This window comes from Nesterenkonia sp. PF2B19 (assembly GCF_001758425.2).
GTDB classification, from domain to species: Bacteria; Actinomycetota; Actinomycetes; order Actinomycetales; family Micrococcaceae; genus Nesterenkonia; species Nesterenkonia aethiopica.
On record NZ_MDSS02000002.1, the window covers coordinates 13,771 to 39,579 of the forward strand.

A 25,809-nucleotide genomic window follows, 5' to 3' on the forward strand; every position below is an offset into this window, starting at 1 on the left:
AGGGGCAATAGCCAGTTCCCCCAGATCAGGCGGCGACAGCCCCGGACGCGGCGCGGTCGAGCGTCCAGACGGACCTGGACGGTCAGTCGCCCAGATCGGCCACGGTGCGGTCGATCGCAGCGGTCAGCGAGGCGACGTCGGGTCCGTGCGCGAGGATCCCCCGGGAGGAGTTGACGACCACCTGCCGGTGAGCCGGGCCGAAGCCTCGCCGCAGGTCCTGCGCCGTCGCCCCCTGCGCCCCGTATCCCGGAGCGAGCAGCGGCATCGCCCCTGCGGTCAGGTCGACACCTGCTTCTTCCGCCAGGCCCGCCGTCGTCGCGCCGACCACCAGGCCGATGTCTCCCAGGGCGCCGTCGTCGACCACGTCGTTCTCCGCGGCGGCCCGAGCGGCGATGCCTGCGGCCACCGTCCCGTGGGCGTCCCGTGCCAGCTGGACCTCCCGCCCTTCGGGGTTCGAGGTCAGCGCCAGCACGAACAGCCCGGCGCCATGGCGGCGGGCCGCCTCGACGGCGGGGCTCAGCGAACCGAAGCCCAGGTACGGGGAGACGGTGAGCGCATCGGCGGCGAGGGCGGCGTCGGGGTCCAGCCACGCCTCGGCGTAGCCGGCCATCGTCGAACCGATGTCGCCCCGTTTCGCATCGGCGATCACCAGCAGCCCCTCCCGGCGGGCGGCCTGCTGCAGCTCGGCCAGCACGCTCAGGCCCGCAGGCCCGAACCGCTCGAAGAAGGCGACCTGCGGCTTGATGATGCCGACCCGACCCACCGCGGCATCCAGCACGCGGCGGCCGAACTCCCGGAGCCCGGCGACGTCGTCGGCCAGGCCCCACTGAGTCAGCAAAGCGGCGTGCGGATCGACGCCGACGCACAGCCGACCGTGGCGACGGATCGCCTCGGCCAGCCGTGCGCCGAACTGCGGAGGGCGCTCGCTCATGAGGAGAGCTCCGCGAGCCGTGCCGCGTGGTCCTGCAGGGAGGTGACCGACCAGCTGAACTGGCGCAGCGCCTCGATCGCCAGGACCGCGGCGCCGAACTCCGCCACCGTGGTGATCACCGGAGTGCCCACCGACGTCGCCGCCGCACGGATCTCGTAGCCGTCGCTGCGGGCGTCCCCACCCGAGGGCGTGTTCACGATCAGGTCGATCTGCCCGGACTCCACGAGGTCGAGGATGGTCTCCCCCTCCCCCGGGGCGTCGGCGATCTTGCGCACCACCGAGGGGTTCAGGCCGTTGCGCCGCAGCACGTCCGCGGTGCCCCCGGTGGAGACGACCTCGAAGCCGAGGTCCACCAGGCGCTTGACGGTCATGATGACGGCGCGCTTGTCCCGGTTGGCCACCGAGACGAAGACCTTGCCGGAGGTCGGCAGCGGGTTGCTCGCCGCCTGCTGAGACTTCGCGAAGGCCGTGTCGAAGTGCTTGTCGATGCCCATGACCTCACCGGTGGAGCGCATCTCCGGACCCAGCAGCGAGTCCACCACACGCCCCTCAGGGGTGCGGAACCGGTTGAACGGCAGTACGGCCTCCTTGACGGACACCGGGGCGCCCGGGGGCAGCAGGGATCCGTCACCGAAGGTCGGCAGCAGCCCGCCTGCCGGGTGGCCGGAGCCCGCCCGCAGCTCGCTGATCGAGACGCCCGTGCCGATCAGCGCGGCGGCCTTGGCCAGCTGCACGCCGGTGGCCTTGGAGACGAACGGCACCGTGCGTGAGGCCCGCGGATTGGCTTCGATGACGTAGAGGACGTCGGAGGCGACGGCGAACTGGATGTTGATCAGGCCACGGACCCCGACGCCGGCGGCGATCGCGGCGGTCGCCTCCCGGACCCGCTCCAGCACGTCCGGTCCCAGGGTGATCGGAGGCAGGGCGCAGGCCGAGTCGCCCGAGTGGATCCCGGCCTCTTCGATGTGCTCCATGACACCGCCCAGGTAGAGGTCCCGGCCGTCGAAGAGGGCGTCGACGTCGACCTCGATCGCGTCCTCCAGGAACCGGTCCACCAGCACGGGATGCTCCGGGGTGACCTCGGTCGCGTTGGCGATGTACCGGGCGAGTCCAGGCTCGTCGTAGACGATCTCCATGCCGCGTCCGCCCAACACATAGGAGGGCCGCACCAGCACGGGATAGCCGATGCCGTCGGCCACCCGCTTGGCGTCCTCGAAGCTCACGGCCGTGCCGTTCTTCGGCGCGATGAGCCCGGCCTGCCGCAGCACCTGGTCGAACTCGCCACGGTCCTCCGCCAGATCGATGGCCTCCGGCGACGTGCCCAGGATCGGCACCCCGGCGTCGGCCAGCTGCTGGGCGAGCTTCAGCGGCGTCTGACCGCCGAGCTGGACGAACACCCCGTGGACGCCGCCGGTCCGCTCCTCGGCGGCGATGACCTCCAGGACGTCCTCCAGGGTCAGCGGCTCGAAGTAGAGCCGTGTGGAGACGTCGTAGTCGGTGGAGACGGTCTCCGGGTTGCAGTTGACCATGACGGTCTCGTAGCCCGCATCCCGCAGCGCCATGGTGGCATGCACGCAGGAGTAGTCGAACTCGATGCCCTGGCCGATCCGGTTCGGCCCCGAGCCCAGAATGATGACCGAGGGCTTCTCGTGGTCGCTGATCTCATCCTCACGGTCGTAGGACGAATAGTGGTACGGCGTGTAGGCCTCGAACTCGGCCGCACAGGTGTCCACCGTCTTGAAGACCGGCCGGATGCCCAGTGCGTGGCGCACACCCCGCACCACGGCGGGGTCCATGTGGCGCAGGGCGCCGATCTGCTCGTCCGAGAAGCCGTGCCGCTTGGCGGTGCGCAGCACCTCCGGGCTGAGCTCACGTGCCTCAGCGATCGTCTGGGCGGTCTCGTTGATCAGCTCCAGCTGGTCCAGGAACCACGGGTCGATGGCGGTGATCTCGTGCACCTGCTCCAGGCTGGCCCCGGAGAGCAGCGCACGCTGCACCTGGTGGATACGCTCGGTGGTCGGCGTGGCCATCTTCTCCAGCAGCTCGGCGAGCTCCTCCTGGCCGGCGGGGGTGAAGTCGAACTCCGAGCCCCGCTGCTCCAGGGACCGCTGGGCCTTCTGCAGCGCCTCGCTGAAGTTCCGCCCGATGGCCATCGCCTCACCGACAGACTTCATGGTGGTCGTCAGCGTGGTGTCGGCGGCCGGGAACTTCTCGAAGGCGAAACGTGGGACCTTCACCACCACGTAGTCCAGCGTGGGCTCGAAGCTCGCCGGGGTCTTGCGGGTGATGTCGTTGGGGATCTCGTCGAGGGTGTAGCCCACCGCGAGCTTCGTGGCGATCTTGGCGATGGCGAACCCGGTCGCCTTCGAGGCCAGCGCTGAGGAGCGCGAGACCCGGGGGTTCATCTCGATGACGACCACCCGCCCGGTCGCCGGGTCCACTGCGAACTGGATGTTGCAGCCGCCCGTGTCGACGCCGACCTCGCGGATCACGTTGATCGCGATGTCGCGCAGCTTCTGGTATTCCCGGTCGGTCAGCGTCAGCGCCGGGGCCACGGTGATGGAGTCGCCGGTGTGCACACCCACCGGGTCGAGGTTCTCGATCGAGCAGACGACCACGACGTTGTCGTTGGCGTCGCGCATCATCTCGAGCTCGTACTCCTTCCACCCGAGGATCGACTCCTCCAGGAGCACCTCCGTGGTCGGGCTGTACTGCAGTCCCGTCCCGGCGATGCGCCGCAGGTCCTCGGCGTCGTAGGCGAGCCCGGACCCCAGCCCTCCCATGGTGAACGACGGCCGCACCACCATCGGGTAGCCGAGGTCCTCGGCCGCCTCGAACGCCTCCTCCATGGAATGGACGATCCGCGAACGGGCGGACTCGCCGCCCGAGCGCTCCACGACGCCCTTGAACTTCTCGCGGTCCTCACCGAGCTCGATAGCGGCGATGTTCGCCCCGATCAGCTCCACGCCGTACTTCTCCAGGACGCCGTCCTTGTCCAGCGCGATGGCGGTGTTCAGCGCCGTCTGCCCGCCCAGAGTGGGCAGGATCGCGTCGGGACGCTCCTTCTCGATGATCTTGGCGACGACGTCGGGGCTGATCGGCTCCACATACGTGGCGTCGGCGAACTCCGGATCGGTCATGATGGTTGCCGGGTTGGAGTTGACCAGGATGACGCGGATGCCCTCTTCCTTGAGCACGCGCAGGGCCTGGGTCCCCGAGTAGTCGAACTCTGCCGCCTGGCCGATGACGATCGGGCCGGAGCCGATGACCAGCACGGAGTTGAGGTCTTGACGCTTAGGCATTGTCCTTCACTTTCATCAGCTCGACGAAGCGGTCGAAGAGGTAGGCGGAGTCGTGAGGTCCGGCGGCGGCCTCCGGGTGGTACTGCACCGAGAAGGCCGGGATGTCCAGGCAGCGCAGCCCCTCCACGACGCCGTCGTTGAGGCTGGAGTGGCTGACCTGCACGCGGCCGTATCGCGACTCCGGGGCGGTGGTGGTCTCCCCGACGGGTGCGTCCACCGCGAAGCCATGGTTCTGCGAGGTGATCTCCACCTTGCCGGTCAGATGGTCCATGACCGGCTGGTTGATCCCGCGATGCCCGAAGGGCAGCTTGTAGGTGCCGAAGCCCAGCGCGCGGCCGAGGATCTGGTTGCCGAAGCAGATCCCGAAGAACGGCACTCCGGCGTCGAGGACCTCCCGCAGCAGGCCCACCTGGGTGGCTGCCGTGGCAGGGTCCCCGGGGCCGTTGGAGAGGAACACGCCGTCGGGCGAGACGGCCTCGATGTCCGCGAAGGACGCCGTCGCCGGCAGGACGTGGACGCGCAGCCCGCGCTCCGCCATGCGGACCGGCGTCATCGTCTTGATGCCGAGGTCGAGCGCGGCCACGACGGCGAGGGGCTCCCCCTGCCAGCCGTGGTCGGACGGCTCCACGACGTAGGCCTGCTCCGTGGTGACCTCCTCGGCCAGGCGTGCGCCCTTCATCGACGGCTGGGACCGGACCTCGTCGACGAGCTCCGCCACGGGACGCGAAGCGGCCTCCCCGGAGAAGATGCCGGCCTTCATGGCGCCGGCGGTGCGCAGATGACGGGTCACCGCACGGGTGTCCACTCCCTGAATCCCGACGACGTCCTGCGCGACGAGCTCCTCGTCCAGGCTGCGTCGGCTGCGCCAGTTCGAGGGACGCCGCGCGGCGTCACGGACCACATAGCCGGCCACCCAGATCCGGCGGGACTCCGGGTCCTCGTCGTTGACTCCGGTGTTTCCGATGTGCGGGGCCGTCTGCACGACGATCTGACGTGCGTACGACGGGTCGGTGAGGGTCTCCTGGTAGCCGGTCATGCCGGTGGCGAAGACCGCCTCCCCCAGACGGGAGCCTCGGGCCCCGTAGGCGGTCCCCTCGTGGACGGTGCCGTCCTCGAGGACGAGGAGGGCAGGATCGATGGTGCTCATAGGTGGGTTCACTCCTCGGTCAGTCTCTTCAAGTGGCTCAGCAGCTGCTCATGGGCCTCGGCGTGCCGCGCACGGAAGGCCGTCTCCACGGACTCCTCCCCCAGCTTCCAGCCGATGATGAGGGCGCCGTCGCGCTCGACGAACTTACCCACCACCCCGCGGTCGGTGCGCGTATGGGTCAGCTGGTCTCGGGTGATGAGATAGTTCCGCGCTCCGGCACGGAACACGGCCACACCCTGGTCATGGACCTCGATCCGACCGTCGGTGCGGATCCCCAGGCCGTGCACGGCCACGCGGTCCAGGTAGTCCGAGGCCTTCACCGTGCCGATGACCATGCCCTCGCCGGCGGCCAGCGGCTCGGCGTCGATGATCTCCGGCACGATCGTGGCCGGCTCCGGCAGCCCGGCCTGTCGTCTCTTGCGTCCTCGCCAGCCCCACCAGAGCATCAGGGCCGCGACCACGATGATCGCGAAGGACACATAGAAGTAGTTCAGATAGACCTGCGTCATGCGGGGTCAGTCCGCCTCTCTGCCGGTGAGCGAGGTCTGCAGCGCACCGTCGGCGACGACGCGGTGTCCCGCCAGGAAGGTGGAGTGGACCCGGCCCGGCAGCTCCATGCCGGAGAACGGGGAGTTCCGGCCCTTGGTGGCATGCTCCTCAGGACGCACGGTGCGGCGCGCCTGCGGGTCCACCAGAATCAGATTCGCAGGCTCGCCGACGGCCAGCGGGCGGCCCTGGTGCCCGTGGCGTGCGATCTCCGCCGGACGCACCGAGGTGACCTCCGCGAAGCGCCGCCAGTCCATCATGCCGGTCTCGACCATCGTGTGCTGCACCACCGAGAGCGCCGTCTCCAGCCCGGTCATCCCCATCGCGGCCTGGTGCCACTCGCACTCCTTGAGCTGCGTGGGGTGCGGGGCGTGGTCGGTGCCGACGACGTCGATCGTGCCGTCGGCCAGCGCCTCGCGCAGCGCCTGGACGTCCTCAGCCGTGCGCAGCGGCGGATTGACCTTGTACACCGGGTTGAAGCTGCGGACCATCTCCTCGGTGAGGATCAGGTGGTGCGGAGTGACCTCGGCGGTCACGTCGATGCCCCGCTCCTTGGCCCAGCGGATGATCTCCACCGACCCCTTCGTGGACACGTGGCAGACATGGAGACGCGACTCCACGTGCTGAGCCAGCAGCACGTCACGGGAGATGATCGCCTCTTCGGCCACTGCCGGCCAGCCGGGAAGCCCCAGCACCGAGGACACACAGCCCTCATTCATCTGAGCACCCTCGGTGAGCAGCGGCTCCTGGGCGTGCTGGGCCACGAATCCGTCGAAGGACTTCACGTACTCCAGTGCCCGACGCATCAACACCGGGTTGTGCACGCAGATGCCGTCGTCGGAGAACATCCGGACCTGGGCGGAGGACTCGGCCATCGCGCCCAGCTCAGCCAGGTTCTCACCGGCCAGCCCGACCGTGACGGCCCCCACGGGATGCACCTCGGTCCAACCGGACTCCAGCCCCAGACGGTGGACCTGTTCGACGACGCCGGCGGTGTCCGCCACCGGTGAGGAGTTCGCCATGGCGTGCACGGCGGTGAAGCCGCCCAGGGCGGCCGCGCGGCTGCCGGTCTCCACGGTCTCGGCGTCCTCGCGCCCGGGCTCGCGGAGGTGCGTGTGCAGGTCCACCATGCCGGGGAGCGCGATGAGGCCGGTGGCGTCGATGGTCTCCAGCGGCACGCCCTCCCGCGGCGCGGCCGTGTCGGCCCCGAGAGTGGCGATCTTCCCGTCCCGCAGCACCAGGTCGGCAGTCGTCTCCCCGAGGATCTTGGCACCGAGGATCAGGTGGTCGGTCATGCGGAACTCCCGTCGTCGTGACTCTGTGAAAGCAGCAGGTGCAGCACCGCCATGCGCACCGAGACTCCGTGCGAGACCTGGTCGAGCACCCGGTTCAGCGGAGAGTCGGCGGCGGCTGCGGAGATCTCCACGCCTCGGTTCATCGGCCCAGGGTGCAGGATCATGGCTCCGTCCCCTCCGGGGCCGTTGAGACGTTCCACCCGTGCGAGGCGCTCGTCGGTCAGGCCCCACCGGCGCGTGTACTCCGCCGGTGTGGGGAAGAAGGCTCCGCCCATGCGTTCGGCCTGCACGCGCAGCATCATCACGGCGTGCGGTCCCGAGGCCAGCGCCTCGTCGAAGCTGTAGTGCACGCTGACGGGCCACTGCTCCACACCCACAGGCAGCAGGGTCGGCGGAGCGACGAGGCCGACCTCGGCGCCGAGAGTGTTCAGCAGCCACACGCCGGAGCGGGCGACCCGAGAGTGCAGGATGTCCCCGACGATCAGCACCCGCATACCGGTCAGGTCCGTGCCACGAGGCCCGTGGCCCCGCCCAGCGGCCCAGCCTCGGCGCAGCGTGAGCGCATCCAGCAGCGCCTGTGTGGGATGCTCATGGGTGCCGTCTCCGGCGTTGACCACCGCGCAGTCCGTCCAACCCGAGGCCGCCAGCTGTGCCGCGGCGCCGGAGGCCCAATGGCGCATCACGATCGCGTCCGCTCCGATGGCCTCCAGGGTCTGGACTGTGTCCTTCAGCGACTCGCCCTTGGAGACGGAGGAGCCCTTCGCCGAGAAGTTCATGACGTCCGCGGAGAGGCGTTTCGCGGCGGCTTCGAAGGAGATCCGCGTCCGCGTGGAGTCCTCGAAGAAGAGGTTCACCACGGTGCGGCCCCGCAGCGTGGGGAGCTTCTTCACCTCGCGGGTGGCCACCGCGCTCATCTCCTCGGCGGTGTCGAGGATGCTCAGCGCGTCGCTGTGGGACAGGTCCGCGGTGGAGAGCAGGTGCCTCATGGGCGTGGCCCCCTCTCGATGAGCACGGCCTCGTCCTCGGCGGCGACGCCGTCGACGTCGGCCAGGCGCACCGAGACGCGTTCGTCCCGGGAGGTCGGCAGGTTCTTGCCCACGTGATCGGCACGGATCGGGAGCTCGCGGTGGCCGCGGTCCACCAGGACGGCCAGGCGCACCGCACGGGGCGTCCGAGGGCGGAGAGGGCGTCCAGCGCGGCGCGGACGGTGCGGCCGGAGTAGAGCACGTCGTCGACCAGGACGACGGTGGCGTCGTCGACGCCGGCCTCGGGCACCCGGGTGGGCTCCGGGGTGCGTGCGCTGCCGGTGCGCAGATCATCCCGATACATGGTGATGTCGAGGGAGCCGACCGCACGCACGGGGTCGAAGGCCCCGTCGATGCGGGCGAGCCGTTCGCCCAGCCGGCGGGCCAGCGGGGCACCCCTGCGGGGGATGCCGAGGAGAAGCAGATCGTCGACACCGCGATGGGCTTCGACGATCTCGTGCGCGATGCGCGTCAAGGCCCGCTCCACATCGGAGGCGGACATGACCTGTGAGGTCTCTGGTGTGGTCACCAGGCGACTCCTTCCTCGCCTCACGGGACGATCATTAAAGGAGACAGCAGGGTATTCAGCTGTTCAGACCCACTCTAGCGGATCCCGGAGCCCCGTCCGCCCGCGGTGACATCGCGGTGACATCGCGGTGACGTGGCGCGGGCGTGGGAGCACGGTTCAGTCGAGCAGAGTCGACTTGAGCTTCTGCAGCCGCCCCAGGACCCCGTTGACGAAGGGCGGGGACTCGTCCGTGGAGAGTTCCCGCACCATGGCGACGGCTTCGGCGACGGCGACGCCGTCGGGGATGTCGTCGTTGTAGAGCAGCTCCCAGGCGCCGATGCGCAGCGCCATCAGGTCCACGCGCGGCATGCGCTCCAGGCTCCAGCCCCGGGAGTAGGTGGTCAGCAGCTCGTCGATCCGCTCGCGGTGGGAGACGACGCCGTCGAGGACGGTGACGACGTAGTCATCGACCACGAGATCGGCCTTCTCCCGGCGGACCCGGAGGACTTCGAGCGGCTCGGCTCCACGCTGCTCCGACTCGAAGAGCACCTCGAGCGCACGGCGGCGCGCCTTGCTTCGACGGGCCACAGGTCAGTCCGTCACGCGGCCGAGGTACTCGGAGGACCGGGTGTCCACCTTGACCTTCGTGCCCTGGTCGACGAAGAGAGGGACCTGGATCTCGTGGCCGGTCTCCAGGGTGGCGGACTTCGTGCCGGCCGAGGACCGATCGCCCTGGAGGCCCGGCTCCGTGTAGGTGATCTCGAGGACCACGGACGGGGGCATGTCCAGGTACAGCGGTGTGCCCTCGTGCAGCGCGATGCTGACTTCCTGGGACTCCAGCAGGAAGTTCGCCGCATCGCCGACGACGGCGCCGGGGACGGTGATCTGGTCATAGTCCCGCAGGTCCATGAACACGTAGTCGTCGCCGTCGGCGTAGAGGTACTGATAGTTGGAGCGGTCCACCGTGGCGAACTCCACCTTGGCGCCGGCGTTGAAGGTCTTGTCCACGACCTTGCCGGAGGTGATGTTCTTCAGCTTGGTCCGGATGAACGCTCCGCCCTTGCCGGGCTTGACGTGCTGGAACTCCAGGGTGTTCCAGAGCTGGCCCTCGAGCTTGAGGACGGAACCGTTCTTGATGTCGTTGGAGGTGGCCACTGATTGCCCTTCTTCACATCGGATGCGGGTGTCCGCGCGCCGGTCGGCACACGGCACGGCTGTGCGCGGTTGTCGATTCTACAGGGAGACCGTGGTGCCCTCGTCCGACTCCGCGATCTCCTGATATGTGGCGAAGAGGATCGAGGCGTCGGGGATCTCCACCGTGGCGGGCTGGCCCTGCCCGGCCAGGAGCACGAAGCGCAGCTGGTCGCCGCGGTTCTTCTTGTCCCGCCGGATGCCTTCGAGCAGCTGGTTCCAGCGGTCGTCCCGGTAGGTCACCGGAAGGCCCAGCGAGGTCAGCACCGACCGGTGACGGTCCGCCGTGGCATCGTCCAGACGGCCCAGACTGCGCGCCAGCTCGGCGGCGAAGACCATGCCCACCGAGACGGCGGCCCCATGGCGCCACTGGTAGCGCTCGGCCAGCTCTATGGCGTGGGCCAGGGTGTGCCCGTAGTTCAGCGACTCGCGCAGCCCGGACTCCTTCGGGTCCTGGCCGACCACCGAGGCCTTGACCCGGATGGCGCGTTCGATGAGTTCCCGCAGCTGTCGCGAGTGCGGATTCTGGGCCTGTTCCGGCGAGGACTCGATGATCTCGAGGATCCTCTCGTCGGCGATGAAGCCGCATTTGACCACCTCGGCGAGTCCGGCGACGAGCTCGTTCCGCGGCAGCGTCAGCAGAGTGTCCAGGTCGGCGAGCACCGCGGCGGGCTGGTGGAACGCTCCCACCAGGTTCTTGCCCTCGGCGGTGTTGATGCCGGTCTTGCCCCCGACGGCGGCGTCGACCATGGCCAGCAGCGTGGTGGGCATGTGGACCACCCGGACCCCACGCAGCCAGGTGGCGGCCACGAACCCGGCGACGTCGGTCACCGCTCCCCCTCCGACGGCGACGACGGCGTCGGAGCGGGTGAAGTCGTTCTGCCCCAGGACCTGCCAGCAGAAGGCGGCCACCTGGATGTGCTTGCCCTCCTCGGCGTCCGGGATCTCCGCGACCACGGCCTTGTAGCCGGCGTTCTCCAGGTCTTCGCGGACGACGTCGCCGGTGGCGCGCAACGCACGGGGGTGGATGACCAGCACACGCTCGGCCTGAGATCCGATCATCTGCGGCAAGCGTCCGAGCAGCCCGTTGCCGATGACGACGTCATAGCCGAGCTCCTGGCCGCCCGTGCCTCGGCCGTCACCGACAGTGATGACCGTGGGCTCGGCGGCCTGGTCCGTCTCGGCGGCCGGCCCCGCACCTGTTCCAGGGCTGTTCTCGGGCACGGGGTTCTCGGGTGCGGTGTCTGCCTGGGGGCTCATGGAGTGAGGTCTTCTCCTCGGCTGGGTCAGTGGACGGCACGGAGTGCCGACACGATGGTATCGACTCGCTCGTCGATCGTCCCCTCAGCAGGCGGGACGACGACGTCCGCGCATTCACGATACAGGGCCTCGCGCTCGGCGTAGATCCGCCGCCAGGAGGTCACCGGATCGTCTCCGAGGACCGGGCGGGTGGAACCGTCGCCGAGACGCTGGGCAGCCTGCTGCGCGGTGAGGTCCAACATGACGACCAGCTGACGGCGCAGCGCCTCGCGGGTGCGGGCACTGAGCACGGAGCCTCCCCCGAGGCTGAGCACCGAGGGGCGCGGCGAGTCCAGAAGTTCCGCCACGATCTTCTCCTCCTCGGCGCGGAAAGCCTCCTCACCATGGGTGATGAAGTACTCAGCGATGCTTCCATGACGCGCGACGAAGAAATGGTCGGTGTCCACATGAGGCCTGCCCAGCCGGCGTGCCAGAGCGGAGCCGACGGTCGACTTGCCGGATCCCATCGGCCCGATGAGCACGATGTTGCGCGCCGGCTCCTGCATACGTCCGGTTCCCACCATCGGCTGTGCCCGCCGTCAGTCCTGCATCGCCGCAGGAGCCTGCAGCGGATCGCCGTCGGTGCCGGCGCTCCCCGGCCGGGAGCCGAGCTCCGGGAGCTCGGAGACGTAGGACTTGAGGTTCCGACGCACCTCGGCGAGGCTGTCGCCGCCGAACTTCTCCAGGACGGCCTGAGCGATCACCAGCGACACCATCGCCTCGGCCACCACACCGGCCGCCGGGACGGCACAGACGTCAGAACGCTGGTGGTGAGCGGTGGTCGGCTCGCCTGTCGCGGTGTCCACAGTGCGCAGCGCGCGCGGCACTGTGGCGATCGGCTTCATGGCGGCGCGCACGCGCAGCGGCGTGCCGATGCTCATGCCCCCTTCGATGCCTCCGGCCCGGTTGGTCGCACGGCGGGCCGTGGAGCCCTCGGGCTCGATCTCGTCATGGGCCTCGGAACCGCGCCGGCGCGCCGTGCGGAAGCCGTCGCCGACCTCCACACCCTTGATCGCCTGGATGCCCATCAGCGCACCGGCCAGCCGGGCGTCGAGGCGCCGGTCCCAATGGACGTAGGACCCCAACCCCGGAGGCAGTCCGTCGACGACGACCTCCACGACGCCGCCGAGGGTCTCCCCTGCCTTGTGGGCGTCGTCCACCTCAGCGACCATCCGCTCGCTGGTGGCCGGGTCGGTGCAGCGCAGCGGATCGGCGTCCAGACGCTCGACGTCGCGCGCCGACGGCGTCTCGACCTCTTCCGGGATCTCCACGGTTCCGATGGCGGTGGTGTGGGAGACCGTGGTGATGCCCAGGTCGTCCAGGAAGGACTGGGCGACGGCCCCCAGGGCGACACGGGTGGCGGTCTCGCGCGCCGAGGCGCGCTCCAAGACCGGTCGGGCCTCGTCGAAGCCGTACTTCTGCATACCGGTGTAGTCGGCGTGCCCAGGACGCGGACGCGTCAACGCGGCGTTGCGGGCGAGCCCTTCGAGCTCATGGGCGTCGATCGGGTCGGCCGACATGACCTTCTCCCACTTCGGCCACTCGGTGTTGCCCACCTCGATTGTCACCGGCGCGCCGATGGTCAGACCGTGCCGCACACCGGCCAGCAGCCTGACTTCGTCCTTCTCGAACTTCATCCGGGCTCCGCGCCCGTAGCCGAGACGACGGCGCGCCAGGGCATCCTGGACCGCCTCGGTGGTCAGCCGCACCCCGGCGGGAAGGCCCTCGATGATGCCGACGAGGGAACGGCCGTGTGATTCTCCGGAGGTCAGCCAGCGCAACATGGCCTCCATGATGCCATGTCGCAGGGCGCACGGCGGCGTCGTCGGGCACGATTCCGCCTGGTGGACGCCTGGTGGGCCTCGGAAGGACGTGCAGGGCGCGCCGCGGGCACCTTCCCGACCGATCAGTCGGGCAGCACCGACCGCATGCGGGCGACCATCTGCTCGTGTTCCGCCGACGGCAGCTCCGCCGCCGGGCGCGCGGTGCCTGCGGTGAATCTGTGGACCTGTTCCACTGCCTGGTGGAGCAGCATGGTCAGCCCGGAGACCACGTGGCCACCGGCCCGCTCCCAGGCGTCCGCCAGCGCGGAGGGCCAGGGATCGTAGGCGACGTCGAGCAGCGGCAGGCGACGTCTCAGACGGGGCACCTGCGCGGCGAGGCCGTCCGCCGCCCGCGGAGGCAGGGTGGAGACCACTGCACCGAGCTCGTCGCCGGCGACGTCACGGGTGAGCGCTCGAGGGTCGCCGTCCGGAGACGGATCCCCAGGGCCTCAGCCACGGGCTCGAGCGAGACGGCCCGCTCCGGGGAGCGGGCGTAGGCGCACACCTCGGTGAAGCCCAGCTCGGCGGCAGCGGCCAGCGCTCCGCCGCCGTCGAGCCCGCCCCGATGACGCCGAACCGGCCCTGCGTCCCCTCGGTGGGCGGACGCTCCGTCGCCGCCGTCGGGAGCCCGGCCTTCTGGAGCCCGGCCTCCTCGAGCGCGGCCACGATTCCGTCCACGTCGGTGTTGTCGCCGGCCAGGCCATCTGGACGATGGACCACCGTGTTCAGCACCCCCAGGGTCTCCACTCGCGGAGAGAGGGTGTCCATATGCGGCACCATGCAGATTTCAGGGGCATGGTCACTGACCACCCGACCCAGCCGCGCTGCGCCCCTTCCCCCGCCAGGAAGTCGGGGAGCTCGGCGACGTCGACGTCGCGGCGTGAGTAGGTGATATCCGCTCCCAGCATCGCGTAGGCGGCACCGTGCAGCGCCGGAGAGAGGGAATGGCCGATGGGGTGCCCGAGCACCGCGGCGCGGGGCCGACTCATTCGCCCTCCTCCACCTCGGCCTCTGCAGCCTCCTCCTCGGCCGGGCTGCAGACCCCGGGGTTGTCGTCGCAGTAGTCGTTGAACACCGCGACATCCTCCAGATGCTCCGCGTAGGTCTCGTTGAAGCGGGTCTCCCCGGTCTCGACGTTCACGGTGACCCAGTAGTAGTAGTCGGTCTCGGCCGGGTCGACGGCGGCCTCCAGCGTGCCCGGCGTCGGCGCGGCGATGGGGCCGGGTGGCAGTCCCTCGTGCACGTAGGTGTTGTACTCGTTCTCCGGGTTCAGCCGCTCGGACTCCGGGAAGTGCAGGTCGCCGGACAGGCCGAGGCCGTAGTTCACGGCTGCATCGATCTGCAGCAGGCCTCCGGTCTCCGTGTTGTCCGGGTCCAGCCGGTTCTCGATCGCGCTGGCGATCACCCGGTAGTCATCGGGCTCGGAATGGTTGGCCTCCCCGGTGATGAGTGAGGCGATGATGACGGCTCGCCACTGCTCGTCCTCGTCGGTGATGCCGGCATCCTCGAACTCCTCGAACGTCCGGTCCACCATGGCCTGCAGGATCTCTGTCGGCTCCGGGTCCTCCTCCACGCTGAAGCGGTACTCGCCGACCGCCAGATAGCCCTCCAGAGTCTCCGCCTCCTCGGGCAGGCCGAAGTCAGCAGGGTCCTCTGCGGCCTCGCGGAAGTCGGCCTCGGGGATCCCTGTGGCGTCAGCGACTGCGGAGAAGACCTCATCGATCCGCCATCCGGCGTTGACCCAGACGACTCCCTGAGCCTCCCGGTCCGGGGTCAACGCGCTGACCGCGTCGGCGGCCGGCATCTCCTCGCGGACCTCGAACTCTCCGGCCTGCAGGACGCCGAGGTCGTCGGCGTCGCGCAGGGCATCACGCAGAGCCTCCTGGCTGGCGATGATCCCCTGTTCGGCGAGCCGTCGGCCGACGACCTCCCAACCCTCGCCCGGGTTCACCTCGAACGTGACCGTGTCTCCGGCCTGGGTCTCGTAGTCCTCGGGGCCGGAGAGCAGCCCGCCGAACACCGCGTTGAACACGACGGCCACGATGACCAGCAGCGCGGCGAATCCGCCGAGCACGAGCCCGAGGGCGAGATTGCGCCGACGGCGCCGCTCCCGACGCCGCGTGAGGATCTCGCGGCTGGCGCCCGTGTCGAGGGGGGTGACGGTCTGGTATCCGCGGCCATAGCTCGAGGAGGTGATCAGCAGCGGCGTCCCGTCCGCGTCGTGCTCGACATGCTCCTCCAGCACGTGTTCCTCCGGCCCCAGGACGGCCTCGTCCGGAGACACAGGAGAGGCGGCGGATTCCGGGTCAGACACGACCTCCACAGGATCCGCCGTGCGGGAGGGCTCCGGGTCGGCCGGCGCCCGCCGATCCGTCGAAGCCACTTCTCCGGAGGCGGCGCCGGGGGCGCCGATGGCCTGCTCGAAGGGAACCCGCCTCGAGGGCGCCTCCGCCGCCTGCCGCTCCCGCTCGGCCCTCGCGCGCTCCCGGGCCTCCCGGATCTCACGACGGCGACGGCGGGAGCCCACCTGATGCGGCATGTCATCGCTCACGCGGGGGTCCTCACTGGTGTCGGCGGCACATGTCGATGCGATTGTAATCTATTCGTGATCCGGATTCCGGGACGTCGGGAGACCTGAGGACCGGGAGACCTGAGGACTCAGCCCGACTCCTCGATCATCCGCCGCCAGCTGCGCCGCGCCTCCAGAGCCTCCTCCGCCTCAGCATGGTCCGGGCGTCGCCCGCGGACCGTGCCTGCTCGAGCTCCTGCTCCAGGCCGGCGATGGTCTCGTCGAGCTGGGTGAGCATCGAGTTCTGACGCGCGACCGTCTCAGGGTCAGTGCGCCGCCAGTGGGCCTCCTCCGCCTCACGGAAGGCGTCCTGGACGCGCTTCAGAGCCCCTTCCATACGCTTGACGTCACCCCGCGGCACCCGACCGGCCGCATCCCAGCGTTCGAGCAGCGCATGGTAGCGATCACGGACGGTCTCGGGGGCCGTGAACGGCATGAGCGCCTCGAGCTCCTTCAGGAGCTGCTCCTTGACCTCCAGGTTCGCCTGGTATTCGGCGTCGATCTCCGCGTTGACCGCGTCTCGGGAGGCGAAGAACACGTCCTGGGCCTTCCGGAACCGCGCCCACTGCGCGTCGTCGGTGCGGCGTGCCCCGCGGCCCGCCGCCTTCCATTCGTCCATGAGGCGGTGGTAGGCCTTCGTGGTGGGCCCGAAGTCGGTGCTGTGCTGGAGCTCCTCCGCACGCGCGATGAGCTCCTCCTTGATCCGCTTGACCTCGCCGTGTTCCTTGTCCCGCCGGCTGAAGAAGGCCCGGCGTTCCTTGTCGAACGTGTTGCGCGCGGCACGGAAGCGCTTCCAGTACGGGTCTTCCTGGGCCTTGGTCAGTCGCGGCGGCTTCTTCTGCTCGGCCTTCCACGCCTCGAAGAGCTCGGACATGCGCTGCTGCGCCGACTTCCAATGCTGGGCTCCGGGATCGGTGGCGGCGATCTGCTCCGCCTCAGCCACGATCCCCTCACGCACCGTCAGGTGCTCGGCCACGGCCTGCTCCGCCTCCTCCTTCTCCCGGGCGGCCAGGGCGTCGATGCCCTCGGCCAGCTCGGCGAGCATGCTGCGCAGAGCCGGGACGTCGCCGACCCACGCGCCGCCGTCCAGCTCGGCGAGGAGCGCCTCCCGGCTCTCTCTGAGCGCCTTGGCACCGTCAGCGGCCGCCTCCACTCGGGCCTTGAGCAGCAGAGCGCGGTTGAAGAGCTCGTCGAACTTGCGGGTGAAGTACTGCAGAGCCTCCTCCGACGTCGCGCCGGGGTACTGGCCGACGTAGACCTCCCCGGCGGACGGCCGGCCGGCGCTCTGATCACCCTCGGGTTCCTGGGGCTGGCCGGTCTGCTCAGCAGGCGTCTGCTCAGCCGACTCCTCCTGCCGGACGGCAGGCTCGGGCGTTCCCGACGACGTCGGCGCCGTCGCGTAGACATGGCCGTCCTCGTCGACGCGGGCCAGCTGCCGCGCCTCGTCGAGAGTGGTCTCGTGGTGTCCGGGTCTGACTGCGGGACTCATGGGCACCACCCTACCGGCACCGCACACGACCTGCGACGCGGCCGCTATGATGGACCGGTCTGTCGACCCCGTCACCTCCAGTGAGGAGCGCCCACCCCGCATGGCACGCACAACGTCCCTCTCCGGCTTCACCGAGTGGCTTCCTGAGGAGCGGCTCGTGGAGCTCCATGTGCTCGACACGCTCCGCGAGGTCTTCGAGCGCCATGGGTTCGCCTCCATCGAGTCCCGCGCCGTGGAGACCGTGGACACCCTGCTGCAGAAGGGCGAGATCGACAAGGAGATCTACGGGGTCTCCCGGCTGCAGGCCGACGAGGACGCCGAGGCTCGCCTGGCGCTGCATTTCGACCTCACGGTGCCCTTCGCACGCTATGTCGTGGAGAACGCCGGCCACCTCTCCTTCCCCTTCCGTCGATACCAGATCCAGAAGGTCTGGCGCGGAGAACGCCCGCAGGACGGCCGGTACCGCGAGTTCACGCAGGCGGACATCGACATCGTCGGCGACGGCGCCCTGCCCTTCCGCTGCGACGTGGAGCTCGCCGTCGTCATGGCGCGGGCCCTGGAGTCCCTGCCCATCGGTGATTTCCGGCTGCGGATCAACAACCGGAAGCTCTCGGAGGGCTTCTACCGGTCGATCGGCCTGGAGGACACCGCCGCGGTGCTGCGTGCCATCGACAAGCTCGAGAAGATCGGCCCGGAGAAGGTCGCCGCCGAGCTGGCGGAGACGGCCGGCGCGACGGAGGAGCAGGCGCAGAAGGCGCTGGCGCTGGCCCAGATCCGCACGCCGGACCTCTCCTTCGTGGAGCAGGTGCGCGCCCTGGGCGGATCGCACGAGCTGCTCGACGCCGGACTGGCCGAACTGGCCGACGTCATCGGGGAGCTCGAACGACGCGTTCCGGGGCGCGCCGTCGCCGACCTCTCTATCGCACGGGGCCTGGACTACTACACCGGCACCGTCTATGAGACCGTCCTGGAGGGCCACGAGTCCCTGGGCTCGATCTGCTCGGGCGGCCGCTACGAGTCGCTCGCCTCGAAGGGCAAGCGCACCTTCCCCGGTGTGGGGCTGTCCATCGGCGTGACCCGTCTCGTCTCGCGGCTGCTGGCCGAGGAGACCGTGAGCGCGAGCCGATCGGTGCCCAGCGCCGTGTATGTGGCCCTGCGCGCCGATGAGGAGTGGGGCGCCGCTCAGGACGTCGCCGACCAGCTGCGGTCGCGCGGGATCAACGTGGAGGTGGCGCTGCGGGCCGAGAAGTTCGGCAAGCAGATCCGTCACGCGGATCGACGCGGCATCCCCTTCGTCTGGTTCACCGACGAGGACGGTCGCCATGAGGTCAAGGACATCCGGTCCGGGGACCAGGTCTCGGCCGATCCGCAGACCTGGACGCCGCCGCAGGAGGATCTGTCCCCGCGGGTGGTCCCCGCGGGCTGACCCCGGTCGCCGACGCTCCGTGTCGGCGCAGCAGAGCACACGACGACATCAGCACACATCCAGACAGCTACAGACATCGGCCCATCAGGCCCCAGGACAGAGGCAGCACCGAGGTCGGCCGGCAGAACCCGGACCGACAGCGGGCCCTCCAGGGAGGACATCGTGCTTCGCACACACCACAACGGCGCACTCCGCGCCGAGCACATCGGACAGACTGTCACGCTGACGGGGTGGGTCGCCCGCCGTCGCGACCACGGGGGCGTGGCGTTCCTCGACCTGCGGGACGCCTCAGGCGTCGCCCAGGTCGTCGTGCGGGACGAGGAGGACTTCGCCCCGCTGCGCAATGAATTCGTCCTGCAGATCCGCGGGACGGTCGAGCGCCGCCCGGAGGGCAACGAGAACCCGAACCTGGCTTCCGGCGAGGTGGAGGTCATCGCGGACGAGGTCACGGTGCTGAACACTGCCGACCCGCTGCCGTTCCAGGTGGACGAGCACGTGGAGGTCGGTGAGGAGGCGCGCCTGCGGCATCGCTATCTCGATCTGCGCCGCGAGGCACCGCAGCGTGCCCTGCGGCTGCGCTCGGAGGCCAACCGTGTGGCCCGGGAGTTCCTGCACACGCAGGACTTCACCGAGATCGAGACGCCGACGCTGACCCGGTCGACGCCGGAGGGTGCGCGCGACTTCCTGGTCCCCGCCCGCCTGGCCCCCGGCTCCTGGTACGCACTGCCGCAGTCGCCGCAGCTGTTCAAGCAGCTGCTGCAGGTCGGCGGTTTCGAGAAGTACTACCAGATCGCCCGCTGCTATCGGGACGAGGACTTCCGCGCCGACCGTCAGCCGGAGTTCACCCAGCTGGACATCGAGGCCAGCTTCGTGGACCAGGAGGACATCATCGCGCTGACGGAGGACCTGATGCGGCGGCTGTGGCGCCTCATCGACGTCGAGCTTCAGGCTCCCCTGCCGCGGATCACCTATCGGGAGGCGATGGCGCGCTACGGCACCGACAAGCCGGACCTGCGCTTCGGCCTGGAGCTCGTGGAGCTGACCGACTACTTCGCGGAGACGCCGTTCCGGGTGTTCCGGGCCCCCTATGTGGGCGCGGTCGTGATGCCCGGCGGTGCCGACCAGCCGCGCCGCACCCTCGATGCCTGGCAGGAATGGGCCAAGCAGCGCGGGGCCAAGGGTCTGGCCTACGTGCTCGTCTCGGAGGACGGAGAACTGGGTGGCCCGGTGGCGAAGAACCTCTCTGACCAGGAGCGCGCCGGCCTCGTCGAGGCGGTGGGCGCGAAGCCCGGCGACTGCATCTTCTTCGCCGCCGGAGAGGTCAAGACCTCCCGCGCCCTGTTGGGAGCGGCTCGCGTAGAGATCGCCGAGCGCACCGGCCTGATCGACCACGACGCCTGGTCCTTCGTGTGGGTCGTCGACGCCCCCATGTTCGAACCCGCCGCCGAGGCCACCGCGGCAGGCGACGTGGCCGTCGGCTCCGGCGCCTGGACCGCAGTCCACCACGCCTTCACCGCCCCGAAGCCGGAGTTCGCCGAGACCTTCGACCAGGACCCCGGTGAGGCGCTGGCCTACGCCTACGACCTGGTCTGCAACGGCAACGAGATCGGCGGCGGCTCCATCCGTGTGCATCGACGCGAGATTCAGGAACGGATCTTCGCCGTGATGGGCATCGCGGAGGACGAGGCCAGGGAGAAGTTCGGCTTCCTGCTGGACGCCTTCAAGTTCGGAGCTCCTCCCCACGGCGGAATCGCCTTCGGGTGGGACCGCGTCGTCGCTCTGCTCACCGGTGAGGACTCCATCCGCGAGGTCATCGCCTTCCCGAAGTCCGGAGGCGGGTTCGACCCGCTGACCGCCGCACCGGCGCCGATCACCGCGCAGCAGCGGAAGGAGGCCGGAGTGGACGCCCGCCCCGAGCCGAAGGGCGGCTCCTCGGACGGAACCCCGAAGCAGGCGGTCGAGGCGGCGTCCTGACCCAGGGCATGCCCTCCTCCTGAGTTCGCCTGTCCTGTACCCACGGGATGACATGAGGCCCGGCCGGAGTTCGCTCCGGCCGGGCCTCGCGCTGTGCGGAACCTGAGGCGCGGAGAGCCCGTCCGTATGGGGCAGTCCGTGGGTGGGGCAGTCCGTGGGTGGAGGCAGTCCGTGGCGAGCGTGTCGACTCGGCTGAGCTCAGCTGCGCCGAGGGCGGCCCAGCTCTTCGGTGTCGAGCAGAAGCGTGACGGGCCCGTCATTGACGATCTCCAGATCCATGTGCGCCCCGAAGACCCCGGTGTGGACCATGGCGCCGAGCTCGCGCAGATGGTGGACGTAGCGCTCGTAGAGGGGCTCTCCCACTGCCGCCGGAGCGGCGCTGCTCCAGGAGGGACGTCTCCCCCTCCGTGCGTCGCCGTAGAGGGTGAACTGGCTGACGGCGAGCACGGGCGCCTGCGCCTGTTCGGCGGAGCGCTCCTGATCCAGCAGGCGCAGCCGCCACGTCTTCTCCGCGAGCAGGCGGGCCTGGTGATCGGTGTCGTCGTGGGTGACACCGAGCAGGACCACCAGGCCCTCGCCATCGAAGCCGGCCACATGCTCACCCCCATCGACGTCTCGGGCACGGACCTGGGCACGGGAGACTCGCTGGATCACGGCACGCATGGGCACCATTCTGGCATCCGCGCCGCACCGCCGTGCCACCCGGTCGGCGACGCCGACGATCTGCCTCGCGGTCGGTGTCCCTGCGCGGGGCGTCCCAGCGGTAGAGTGGAGCCGACCGACTCGAACATGTCTACGAGGAGCTCCGGTGACCGACCCCCTGACCGGCGATCTGTTCTCCGCCGCCGCCCACCAGGAGGGGGGCGGACGACGTCGACATGTGCCCCTGGCCGTCCGCCTGCGGCCCCGCCACCTGGACGAGATCGTCGGACAGCAGCACCTGCTGGAGCAGGGCTCCCCGCTCCGGGTGCTGGCGGAGGGCTCACGAGGCCCCGCCGGCGCCTCGTCGGTGATCCTCTACGGCCCGCCGGGCACCGGCAAGACCACGCTGGCCCACGTGATCGCACGCGGAGAGTCCCGCACCTTCGTGGAGCTCTCGGCCATCCGAGCCGGCGTGAAGGACGTCCGCCGCGTCATGGATCAGGCCCTCGAGGACCGGGACCTGCGCGGCAAGACGACGGTGCTCTTCCTCGATGAGATCCACCGGTTCAACAAGGCCCAGCAGGATGCGCTGCTCCCCGGGGTGGAGAACGGCTGGGTGATCCTCGTGGCCGCCACCACCGAGAACCCGTCCTTCTCCGTGGTCTCTCCGCTCCTCTCCCGGTCCCTGCTGCTGACCCTGCGCCCGCTGACCGACGATGACCTCTCCGGACTCATCGACCGCGCCCTGTCCGAGGAGCGCGGTCTGGACGGCGCCTTCGCCCTGGACCCGGAGGCGCGCGGGCACATCCTGCGCATGGCCGGCGGTGACGCTCGGCGGGTGCTCACCACTCTCGAGGCGGCCGCTGCGGTGGCCGCGGGACGGACTGATCGCTACGCGCCGGGCGGACCGGCGGACGGGGGCTCGCCCGACGCGGAGGCCGCGGACGCCGACCCGCAGGGGGACGTCTCGCACCCGACGGAGGACGATCCGGAGGGTGCCGACGTCGTCACGATCACCTCCGAGGACGCCGAGCAGGCGATGGACCATGCCGTCCAGCGGTACGACCGGGACGGGGATCAGCACTATGACATCGTCTCCGCGTTCATCAAGTCCCTCCGCGGCTCCGACCCCGACGCGGCGCTGCACTACCTGGCACGCATGGTGGTCGCCGGTGAGGATCCCCGATTCATCGCCCGCCGTCTGGTGATCGCCGCCGGTGAGGAGGTCGGGATGGCCGATCCCAGCGCTCTGCAGACCGCCGTCGCGGCCGCCCAGGCCGTCCAGCTGATCGGCATGCCCGAGGCCCGAATCCTCCTGGCGGAGGCCACAGTGCACATCGCGACCGCGCCCAAGTCCAACGCCTCCTACCGCGCCCTCGACGCCGCCATAGCCGACGTCCGCGCCGGCAAGGGCGGCCCGGTCCCGCTCCATCTGCGGGATGCGCACTACGCCGGAGCCCACCGACTGGGCCACGGCCGCAGCTACGTCTACGCCCACGACGAACCCCATCATGTGGCCGCCCAGCAGTATCCTCCCGACGACCTCGTCGGAGTGGACTACTACCGCCCCACCGGGAACGGACAGGAGCGGACCGTCGCCGATCGGCTCGAACGGCTGCGTGCCATCACCCGACGAGGCTGAGCATCCGTCACCGGCGAACCCGGCCTGAACGAGCGACCACCACGCTCCCCCGGACGACCGCCGCAACGCCCCCACAGACGACGGCGGGGCCGCACCCTCCGAGGAGAGTGCGGCCCCGCCGTCGACAGCTCCGCCAGCCCGAGCTGCGGTCGATCGGTCCCTTCGGACTCAGCTGCGGCTCAGTGGCTGGCCTCGATCGACCGACGATCCGTCGCCTCGAGGCCGCCCTCGTGACCGTCGCCGTGGTGGTCGTGTTCCAGCGCCTCGAGGTACTCCTCGCGGCTGACCGGCTCGACGCGGTCCTGGTAGAACCACTGGTTGAGCCTGGCCCGGAGCTTCTCCGTGCGCGTGATCTTGCCCTTCGCGTTCGGCTGCGGGCCGGACGGGGCCGGCGACTCGAAGGCGACCAGCGTGTACAGCTCGTAGTCCGAAGGCCGGGTGTGCTTCTCGCGGAACTCGCCGTGCGGCAGCATCTCGATGACGCCGGCCTCGTGACCGTGCAGGACCGTCTCACGGTCCTTGCGCTGCAGCGAGAGGCAGATGCGCTTGGTGAGCACGAACGCGATCACCGGGCCGACGAAGATGAGCACCCGCGACCAGTAGGTGATGTCGTTCAGCGAGAGCATGAAGTGCGTCGCAATGAGGTCGTTGGACCCCATGCCCCACATGATGCAGTAGAACGTGACGCTCGCGGCGCCGATCGCAGTGCGCGTCGGGGCGTTCCGCGGACGGTCCAGGATGTGGTGCTCCTTCTTGTCCCCGGTGATCCAGGCCTCGATCCAGGGCCAGATGAACATGACCAGGAACATCACCGCGATGGGGATCATCGGGATGAGCACCGGCGTGGCCACCGAGTTGCCTCCCCACGGAGTCGGGATGACGAACTCGAGCGGGATCTCGCCGACGAAGCCGGGCATGAGACGCAGGACGCCCTCGAACGGACCGATGTACCAGTCCGGCTGAGCACCGGCCTGCACCGGAGACGGGTCGTACGGACCGTAGTTCCACAGCGCATTGATCTGGAACGTCCCGGAGATCACGGCCAGGATGCCGAAGACGATGAAGAAGAAGCCGCCGGCCTTGGCCGCGTACACCGGGCCCACCGGGTAGCCGACCACATTTCGCTCAGTACGGCCCGGGCCGGGGTACTGGGTGTGCTTGTGGGTGACCACCATGAACAGGTGCACGGCGATCAGCACCAGGATCAGGGCCGGGATGACCATGATGTGCAGCACGTACAGGCGCGGGATCACCTCGCCGCCGGGGAACTCCCCGCCGAAGAGGAAGAACGACATGTACGTGCCGACCACCGGGATGGCCTTCATCATGCCGTCGATGATCCGCAGGCCGTTGCCGGAGAGGACCTCGTCCGGCAGCGAGTAGCCGGTGAAGCCGGCGGCCAGGCCCATGATCAGCAGGGCGCAGCCGACCACCCAGTTCAGCTCTCGGGGCTTGCGGAAGGCACCGGTGAAGAACACGCGCAGCATGTGGATGGACATCGCCATCACGAAGAGCAGGGCGGCCCAGTGGTGCAGCTGGCGCATGAAGAGCCCGCCGCGCACGTCGAAGGACAGCTCCAGAGCCGTGGCGTAGGCCGTGGACATCTCCAGGCCCTGCAGCGGCGCGTAGGAGCCGTCATAGCGGGTGGAGGCCATCGACGGGTCGAACCAGAAGGTCAGGAACGTCCCGGAGAGGATCAGGATGACGAAGCTGTACAGCGCCACCTCGCCGAACATGAAGGTCCAGTGGTCGGGGAAGATCTTCCGCCCGAACTCCCGGACGATGCCAGTGCCCCCGACCCGCTGGTCCACATAGTTGGTGATGCGGCCGGTGCGGGTCGCCGGCTGGTACTGCTCTGCCTCGAGGTACTGGGCCTCGGTGTATTTCTCAGTGGTGGCGCTCATGCGTTGTAATCACCCTCGGGGTCGGTGGAGCCACGCTCCCAGTAGGTCGGGCCGACAGGCTCGGTGAAGTCGCTGCGGGCGACGAGGAAGCCCTCGTCGTCGACGGTGATCGGCAGCTGCGGCAGCGGGCGGCCTGCAGGTCCGAAGACCACCTTGAACTCCTGCGCCGCGTCGAAGGTCGACTGATGGCAGGGGCAGAGCAGGTGGTGGGTGTGCCGCTCATACAGCGCCACCGGGCAGCCGACGTGCGTGCAGACCTTCGAGCAGGCGATGATGCCGTCGTAGGTCCAGTCCTCGCGGCCGGGGGTCACCTGCTGGATGTCGTCAGGGTTCATCCGGACCACCAGCACCACGGCCTTGGCCTTCTCGGAGAGACGGGCCGCGTGGCCGGAGACCTCACGCAGGTTCTCCGGGATCACGTGCATCGCCGAGCCGATGGTGATGTCCGCCGCACGGATGGGCGTTCCGGTGGGGTCGCGCACCAGACGCACGCCCTCGTCCCACATGGAGTGGCGCATGCGCTCCACTCCGAAGTCCTCGGAGCGATCCAGGTCACGCAGGGTCAGGACGAACGGCAGCGGTGCCAGCACGGCCGCGCCGATCAGCGTGTTGCGGATCAGCGGGCGGCGCTTGATCCCAGACTCCTCGAGCACATCATCGATGATCTGCTCGGCCTCCTGCCGCTCGGCCTCCTTGCGCAGCGGCTTGCGGTCCTCCACGAGCTCGTGGTCCGGCATGAGCGTCTTGGCCCAGTGGACCACGCCCAGGCCGATGCCGAGCATGGCGAAGCCGACGCCGACGCCGAGCAGCGTGTTCTGCAGACGCAGCGCCTGCAGGTCCTCGCTGAGCTCCACGGCGAAGTAGCCGATGAAGAAGATCACGGTGCCGATGATCGAGATGAGGAACAGGGTGGCCACCTGGCGCTCGGAGCGCTTCTCGGCCTTGGGGTCCTCATCTGCCACCCGCGGGCGGTGCGGCGGCAGACCGGGGTTGTCGATGGCGTACTTGCCCGACTCCCCGTCACCGGCTTTGATGACGGCCCCCGACTCGGTCGGGTCGCCGTGACCGTGCTCGCCCATATGGTTCTCGTCCTTTG

22 protein-coding genes and 1 pseudogene are annotated in these 25,809 nt (G+C 69.7%); 3 read left to right on the forward strand and 20 right to left on the reverse strand.

Annotation, left to right across the window (positions count from 1 at the left end; genetic code table 11):
* Positions 1–82 precede the first annotated feature (82 nt).
* From pyrF to BCY76_RS00760, 17 genes and pseudogenes are all read right to left on the reverse strand, one after another.
* Positions 83–931, reverse strand: a complete 849-nt coding sequence (gene pyrF / locus BCY76_RS00690) for an orotidine-5'-phosphate decarboxylase (RefSeq protein ID WP_070160273.1) — start codon at positions 929–931, stop codon at positions 83–85.
* On the reverse strand, positions 928–4,233 hold the full coding sequence (gene carB, locus BCY76_RS00695; protein ID WP_070160271.1) for a carbamoyl-phosphate synthase large subunit: 3,306 nt from the start codon (positions 4,231–4,233) through the stop codon (positions 928–930). Before carB ends, pyrF begins: the two co-directional genes overlap by 4 nt.
* Positions 4,226–5,380: a glutamine-hydrolyzing carbamoyl-phosphate synthase small subunit gene (carA, locus tag BCY76_RS00700; protein ID WP_070160269.1), complete on the reverse strand. Its 1,155-nt coding sequence runs from the start codon at positions 5,378–5,380 to the stop codon at positions 4,226–4,228. Before carA ends, carB begins: the two co-directional genes overlap by 8 nt.
* A gap of 8 nt (positions 5,381–5,388) precedes the next feature.
* Entirely contained in the window at positions 5,389–5,889 is a 501-nt protein-coding gene (locus tag BCY76_RS00705; protein ID WP_070160268.1) for a PH-like domain-containing protein, read from the reverse strand.
* Between the two features lie 6 nt (positions 5,890–5,895).
* The gene (locus BCY76_RS00710; protein WP_070160266.1) at positions 5,896–7,221 is read right to left on the reverse strand and encodes a dihydroorotase; all 1,326 of its coding nucleotides are present in this window, start codon (positions 7,219–7,221) and stop codon (positions 5,896–5,898) included.
* A complete protein-coding gene (locus BCY76_RS00715) occupies positions 7,218–8,207 on the reverse strand; it encodes an aspartate carbamoyltransferase catalytic subunit (RefSeq protein WP_070160264.1) in 990 nt (329 codons plus the stop codon). The genes BCY76_RS00710 and BCY76_RS00715 overlap by 4 nt, the downstream gene beginning before the upstream one ends.
* Positions 8,204–8,748: pseudogene (gene pyrR / locus BCY76_RS00720) on the reverse strand (bifunctional pyr operon transcriptional regulator/uracil phosphoribosyltransferase PyrR). Before pyrR ends, BCY76_RS00715 begins: the two are co-directional and overlap by 4 nt.
* A gap of 183 nt (positions 8,749–8,931) precedes the next feature.
* Entirely contained in the window at positions 8,932–9,342 is a 411-nt protein-coding gene (nusB, locus tag BCY76_RS00725; RefSeq protein ID WP_070160262.1) for a transcription antitermination factor NusB, read from the reverse strand.
* 3 nt (positions 9,343–9,345) lie between these two features.
* On the reverse strand, positions 9,346–9,909 hold the full coding sequence (gene efp, locus BCY76_RS00730) for an elongation factor P (protein ID WP_070160260.1): 564 nt from the start codon (positions 9,907–9,909) through the stop codon (positions 9,346–9,348).
* 78 nt (positions 9,910–9,987) lie between these two features.
* Complete coding sequence (gene aroB / locus BCY76_RS00735) at positions 9,988–11,205, reverse strand: 3-dehydroquinate synthase (protein WP_083277508.1); 1,218 nt, start codon at positions 11,203–11,205, stop codon at positions 9,988–9,990.
* Positions 11,206–11,231: 26 nt separating this feature from the next.
* Positions 11,232–11,750, reverse strand: a complete 519-nt coding sequence (locus BCY76_RS00740; protein ID WP_170922540.1) for a shikimate kinase — start codon at positions 11,748–11,750, stop codon at positions 11,232–11,234.
* A 33-nt stretch (positions 11,751–11,783) separates the two neighbouring features.
* On the reverse strand, positions 11,784–13,028 hold the full coding sequence (gene aroC / locus BCY76_RS00745; protein ID WP_070160257.1) for a chorismate synthase: 1,245 nt from the start codon (positions 13,026–13,028) through the stop codon (positions 11,784–11,786).
* Positions 13,029–13,150: 122 nt separating this feature from the next.
* Entirely contained in the window at positions 13,151–13,441 is a 291-nt protein-coding gene (locus BCY76_RS17310) for a hypothetical protein (protein WP_070160255.1), read from the reverse strand.
* A gap of 25 nt (positions 13,442–13,466) precedes the next feature.
* The gene (locus tag BCY76_RS18420; protein ID WP_201791054.1) at positions 13,467–13,835 is read right to left on the reverse strand and encodes a hypothetical protein; all 369 of its coding nucleotides are present in this window, start codon (positions 13,833–13,835) and stop codon (positions 13,467–13,469) included.
* Positions 13,793–14,056: a hypothetical protein gene (locus BCY76_RS18425; protein ID WP_070158566.1), complete on the reverse strand. Its 264-nt coding sequence runs from the start codon at positions 14,054–14,056 to the stop codon at positions 13,793–13,795. The genes BCY76_RS18420 and BCY76_RS18425 overlap by 43 nt, the downstream gene beginning before the upstream one ends.
* The gene (mltG, locus tag BCY76_RS00755) at positions 14,053–15,618 is read right to left on the reverse strand and encodes an endolytic transglycosylase MltG (RefSeq protein ID WP_085437049.1); all 1,566 of its coding nucleotides are present in this window, start codon (positions 15,616–15,618) and stop codon (positions 14,053–14,055) included. Before mltG ends, BCY76_RS18425 begins: the two co-directional genes overlap by 4 nt.
* 124 nt (positions 15,619–15,742) lie before the next feature.
* Entirely contained in the window at positions 15,743–17,125 is a 1,383-nt protein-coding gene (locus BCY76_RS00760) for a DUF349 domain-containing protein (protein ID WP_070158568.1), read from the reverse strand.
* Between the two features lie 100 nt (positions 17,126–17,225).
* Here BCY76_RS00760 and hisS point away from each other — a divergent pair, with 100 nt between their 5' ends.
* Both hisS and aspS read left to right on the forward strand, forming a co-directional pair.
* Positions 17,226–18,551, forward strand: a complete 1,326-nt coding sequence (hisS, locus tag BCY76_RS00765; RefSeq protein ID WP_070158569.1) for a histidine--tRNA ligase — start codon at positions 17,226–17,228, stop codon at positions 18,549–18,551.
* A gap of 162 nt (positions 18,552–18,713) precedes the next feature.
* Positions 18,714–20,525 carry an aspartate--tRNA ligase gene (aspS, locus tag BCY76_RS00770; protein WP_070158570.1) on the forward strand — a complete coding sequence of 604 codons (1,812 nt, stop codon included), beginning with the start codon at positions 18,714–18,716 and terminating at the stop codon, positions 20,523–20,525.
* Between the two features lie 198 nt (positions 20,526–20,723).
* Here aspS and dtd read toward each other — a convergent pair whose 3' ends face one another.
* Positions 20,724–21,188 (reverse strand): D-aminoacyl-tRNA deacylase, encoded by a 465-nt coding sequence (gene dtd / locus BCY76_RS00775; protein ID WP_070158595.1) that lies wholly within the window; start codon positions 21,186–21,188, stop codon positions 20,724–20,726.
* A gap of 145 nt (positions 21,189–21,333) precedes the next feature.
* Between dtd and BCY76_RS00780 the strand changes: the two genes are divergently transcribed.
* The gene (locus BCY76_RS00780; RefSeq protein ID WP_083277230.1) at positions 21,334–22,809 is read left to right on the forward strand and encodes a replication-associated recombination protein A; all 1,476 of its coding nucleotides are present in this window, start codon (positions 21,334–21,336) and stop codon (positions 22,807–22,809) included.
* A 179-nt stretch (positions 22,810–22,988) separates the two neighbouring features.
* Here the strand turns inward: BCY76_RS00780 and qcrB are convergent, their stop codons facing one another.
* Both qcrB and qcrA read right to left on the reverse strand, forming a co-directional pair.
* Positions 22,989–24,713, reverse strand: coding sequence for a cytochrome bc1 complex cytochrome b subunit (gene qcrB, locus BCY76_RS00785; protein WP_085437050.1), 1,725 nt, complete (start codon positions 24,711–24,713; stop codon positions 22,989–22,991).
* On the reverse strand, positions 24,710–25,792 hold the full coding sequence (qcrA, locus tag BCY76_RS00790) for a cytochrome bc1 complex Rieske iron-sulfur subunit (RefSeq protein WP_085437051.1): 1,083 nt from the start codon (positions 25,790–25,792) through the stop codon (positions 24,710–24,712). Before qcrA ends, qcrB begins: the two co-directional genes overlap by 4 nt.
* Between the last annotated feature and the right edge of the window lie 17 nt (positions 25,793–25,809).

Bases quoted from the DNA above. Each gene is read 5' to 3' on its own strand.
- pyrF (WP_070160273.1), bottom strand. From the start codon at position 931: ATGAGCGAGCGCCCTCCGCAGTTCGGCGCACGGCTGGCCGAGGCGATC.
- carB (WP_070160271.1), bottom strand. From the start codon at position 4,233: ATGCCTAAGCGTCAAGACCTCAACTCCGTGCTGGTCATCGGCTCCGGC.
- carA (WP_070160269.1), bottom strand. From the start codon at position 5,380: ATGAGCACCATCGATCCTGCCCTCCTCGTCCTCGAGGACGGCACCGTC.
- BCY76_RS00705 (WP_070160268.1), bottom strand. From the start codon at position 5,889: ATGACGCAGGTCTATCTGAACTACTTCTATGTGTCCTTCGCGATCATC.
- BCY76_RS00710 (WP_070160266.1), bottom strand. From the start codon at position 7,221: ATGACCGACCACCTGATCCTCGGTGCCAAGATCCTCGGGGAGACGACT.
- BCY76_RS00715 (WP_070160264.1), bottom strand. From the start codon at position 8,207: ATGAGGCACCTGCTCTCCACCGCGGACCTGTCCCACAGCGACGCGCTG.
- aroB (WP_083277508.1), bottom strand. From the start codon at position 11,205: ATGAGCCCCCAGGCAGACACCGCACCCGAGAACCCCGTGCCCGAGAAC.
- BCY76_RS00740 (WP_170922540.1), bottom strand. From the start codon at position 11,750: ATGCAGGAGCCGGCGCGCAACATCGTGCTCATCGGGCCGATGGGATCC.
- aroC (WP_070160257.1), bottom strand. From the start codon at position 13,028: ATGTTGCGCTGGCTGACCTCCGGAGAATCACACGGCCGTTCCCTCGTC.
- BCY76_RS18420 (WP_201791054.1), bottom strand. From the start codon at position 13,835: ATGGACACCCTCTCTCCGCGAGTGGAGACCCTGGGGGTGCTGAACACG.
- BCY76_RS18425 (WP_070158566.1), bottom strand. From the start codon at position 14,056: ATGAGTCGGCCCCGCGCCGCGGTGCTCGGGCACCCCATCGGCCATTCC.
- BCY76_RS00760 (WP_070158568.1), bottom strand. From the start codon at position 17,125: ATGAGTCCCGCAGTCAGACCCGGACACCACGAGACCACTCTCGACGAG.
- hisS (WP_070158569.1), top strand. From the start codon at position 17,226: ATGGCACGCACAACGTCCCTCTCCGGCTTCACCGAGTGGCTTCCTGAG.
- dtd (WP_070158595.1), bottom strand. From the start codon at position 21,188: ATGCGTGCCGTGATCCAGCGAGTCTCCCGTGCCCAGGTCCGTGCCCGA.
- qcrB (WP_085437050.1), bottom strand. From the start codon at position 24,713: ATGAGCGCCACCACTGAGAAATACACCGAGGCCCAGTACCTCGAGGCA.
- qcrA (WP_085437051.1), bottom strand. From the start codon at position 25,792: ATGGGCGAGCACGGTCACGGCGACCCGACCGAGTCGGGGGCCGTCATC.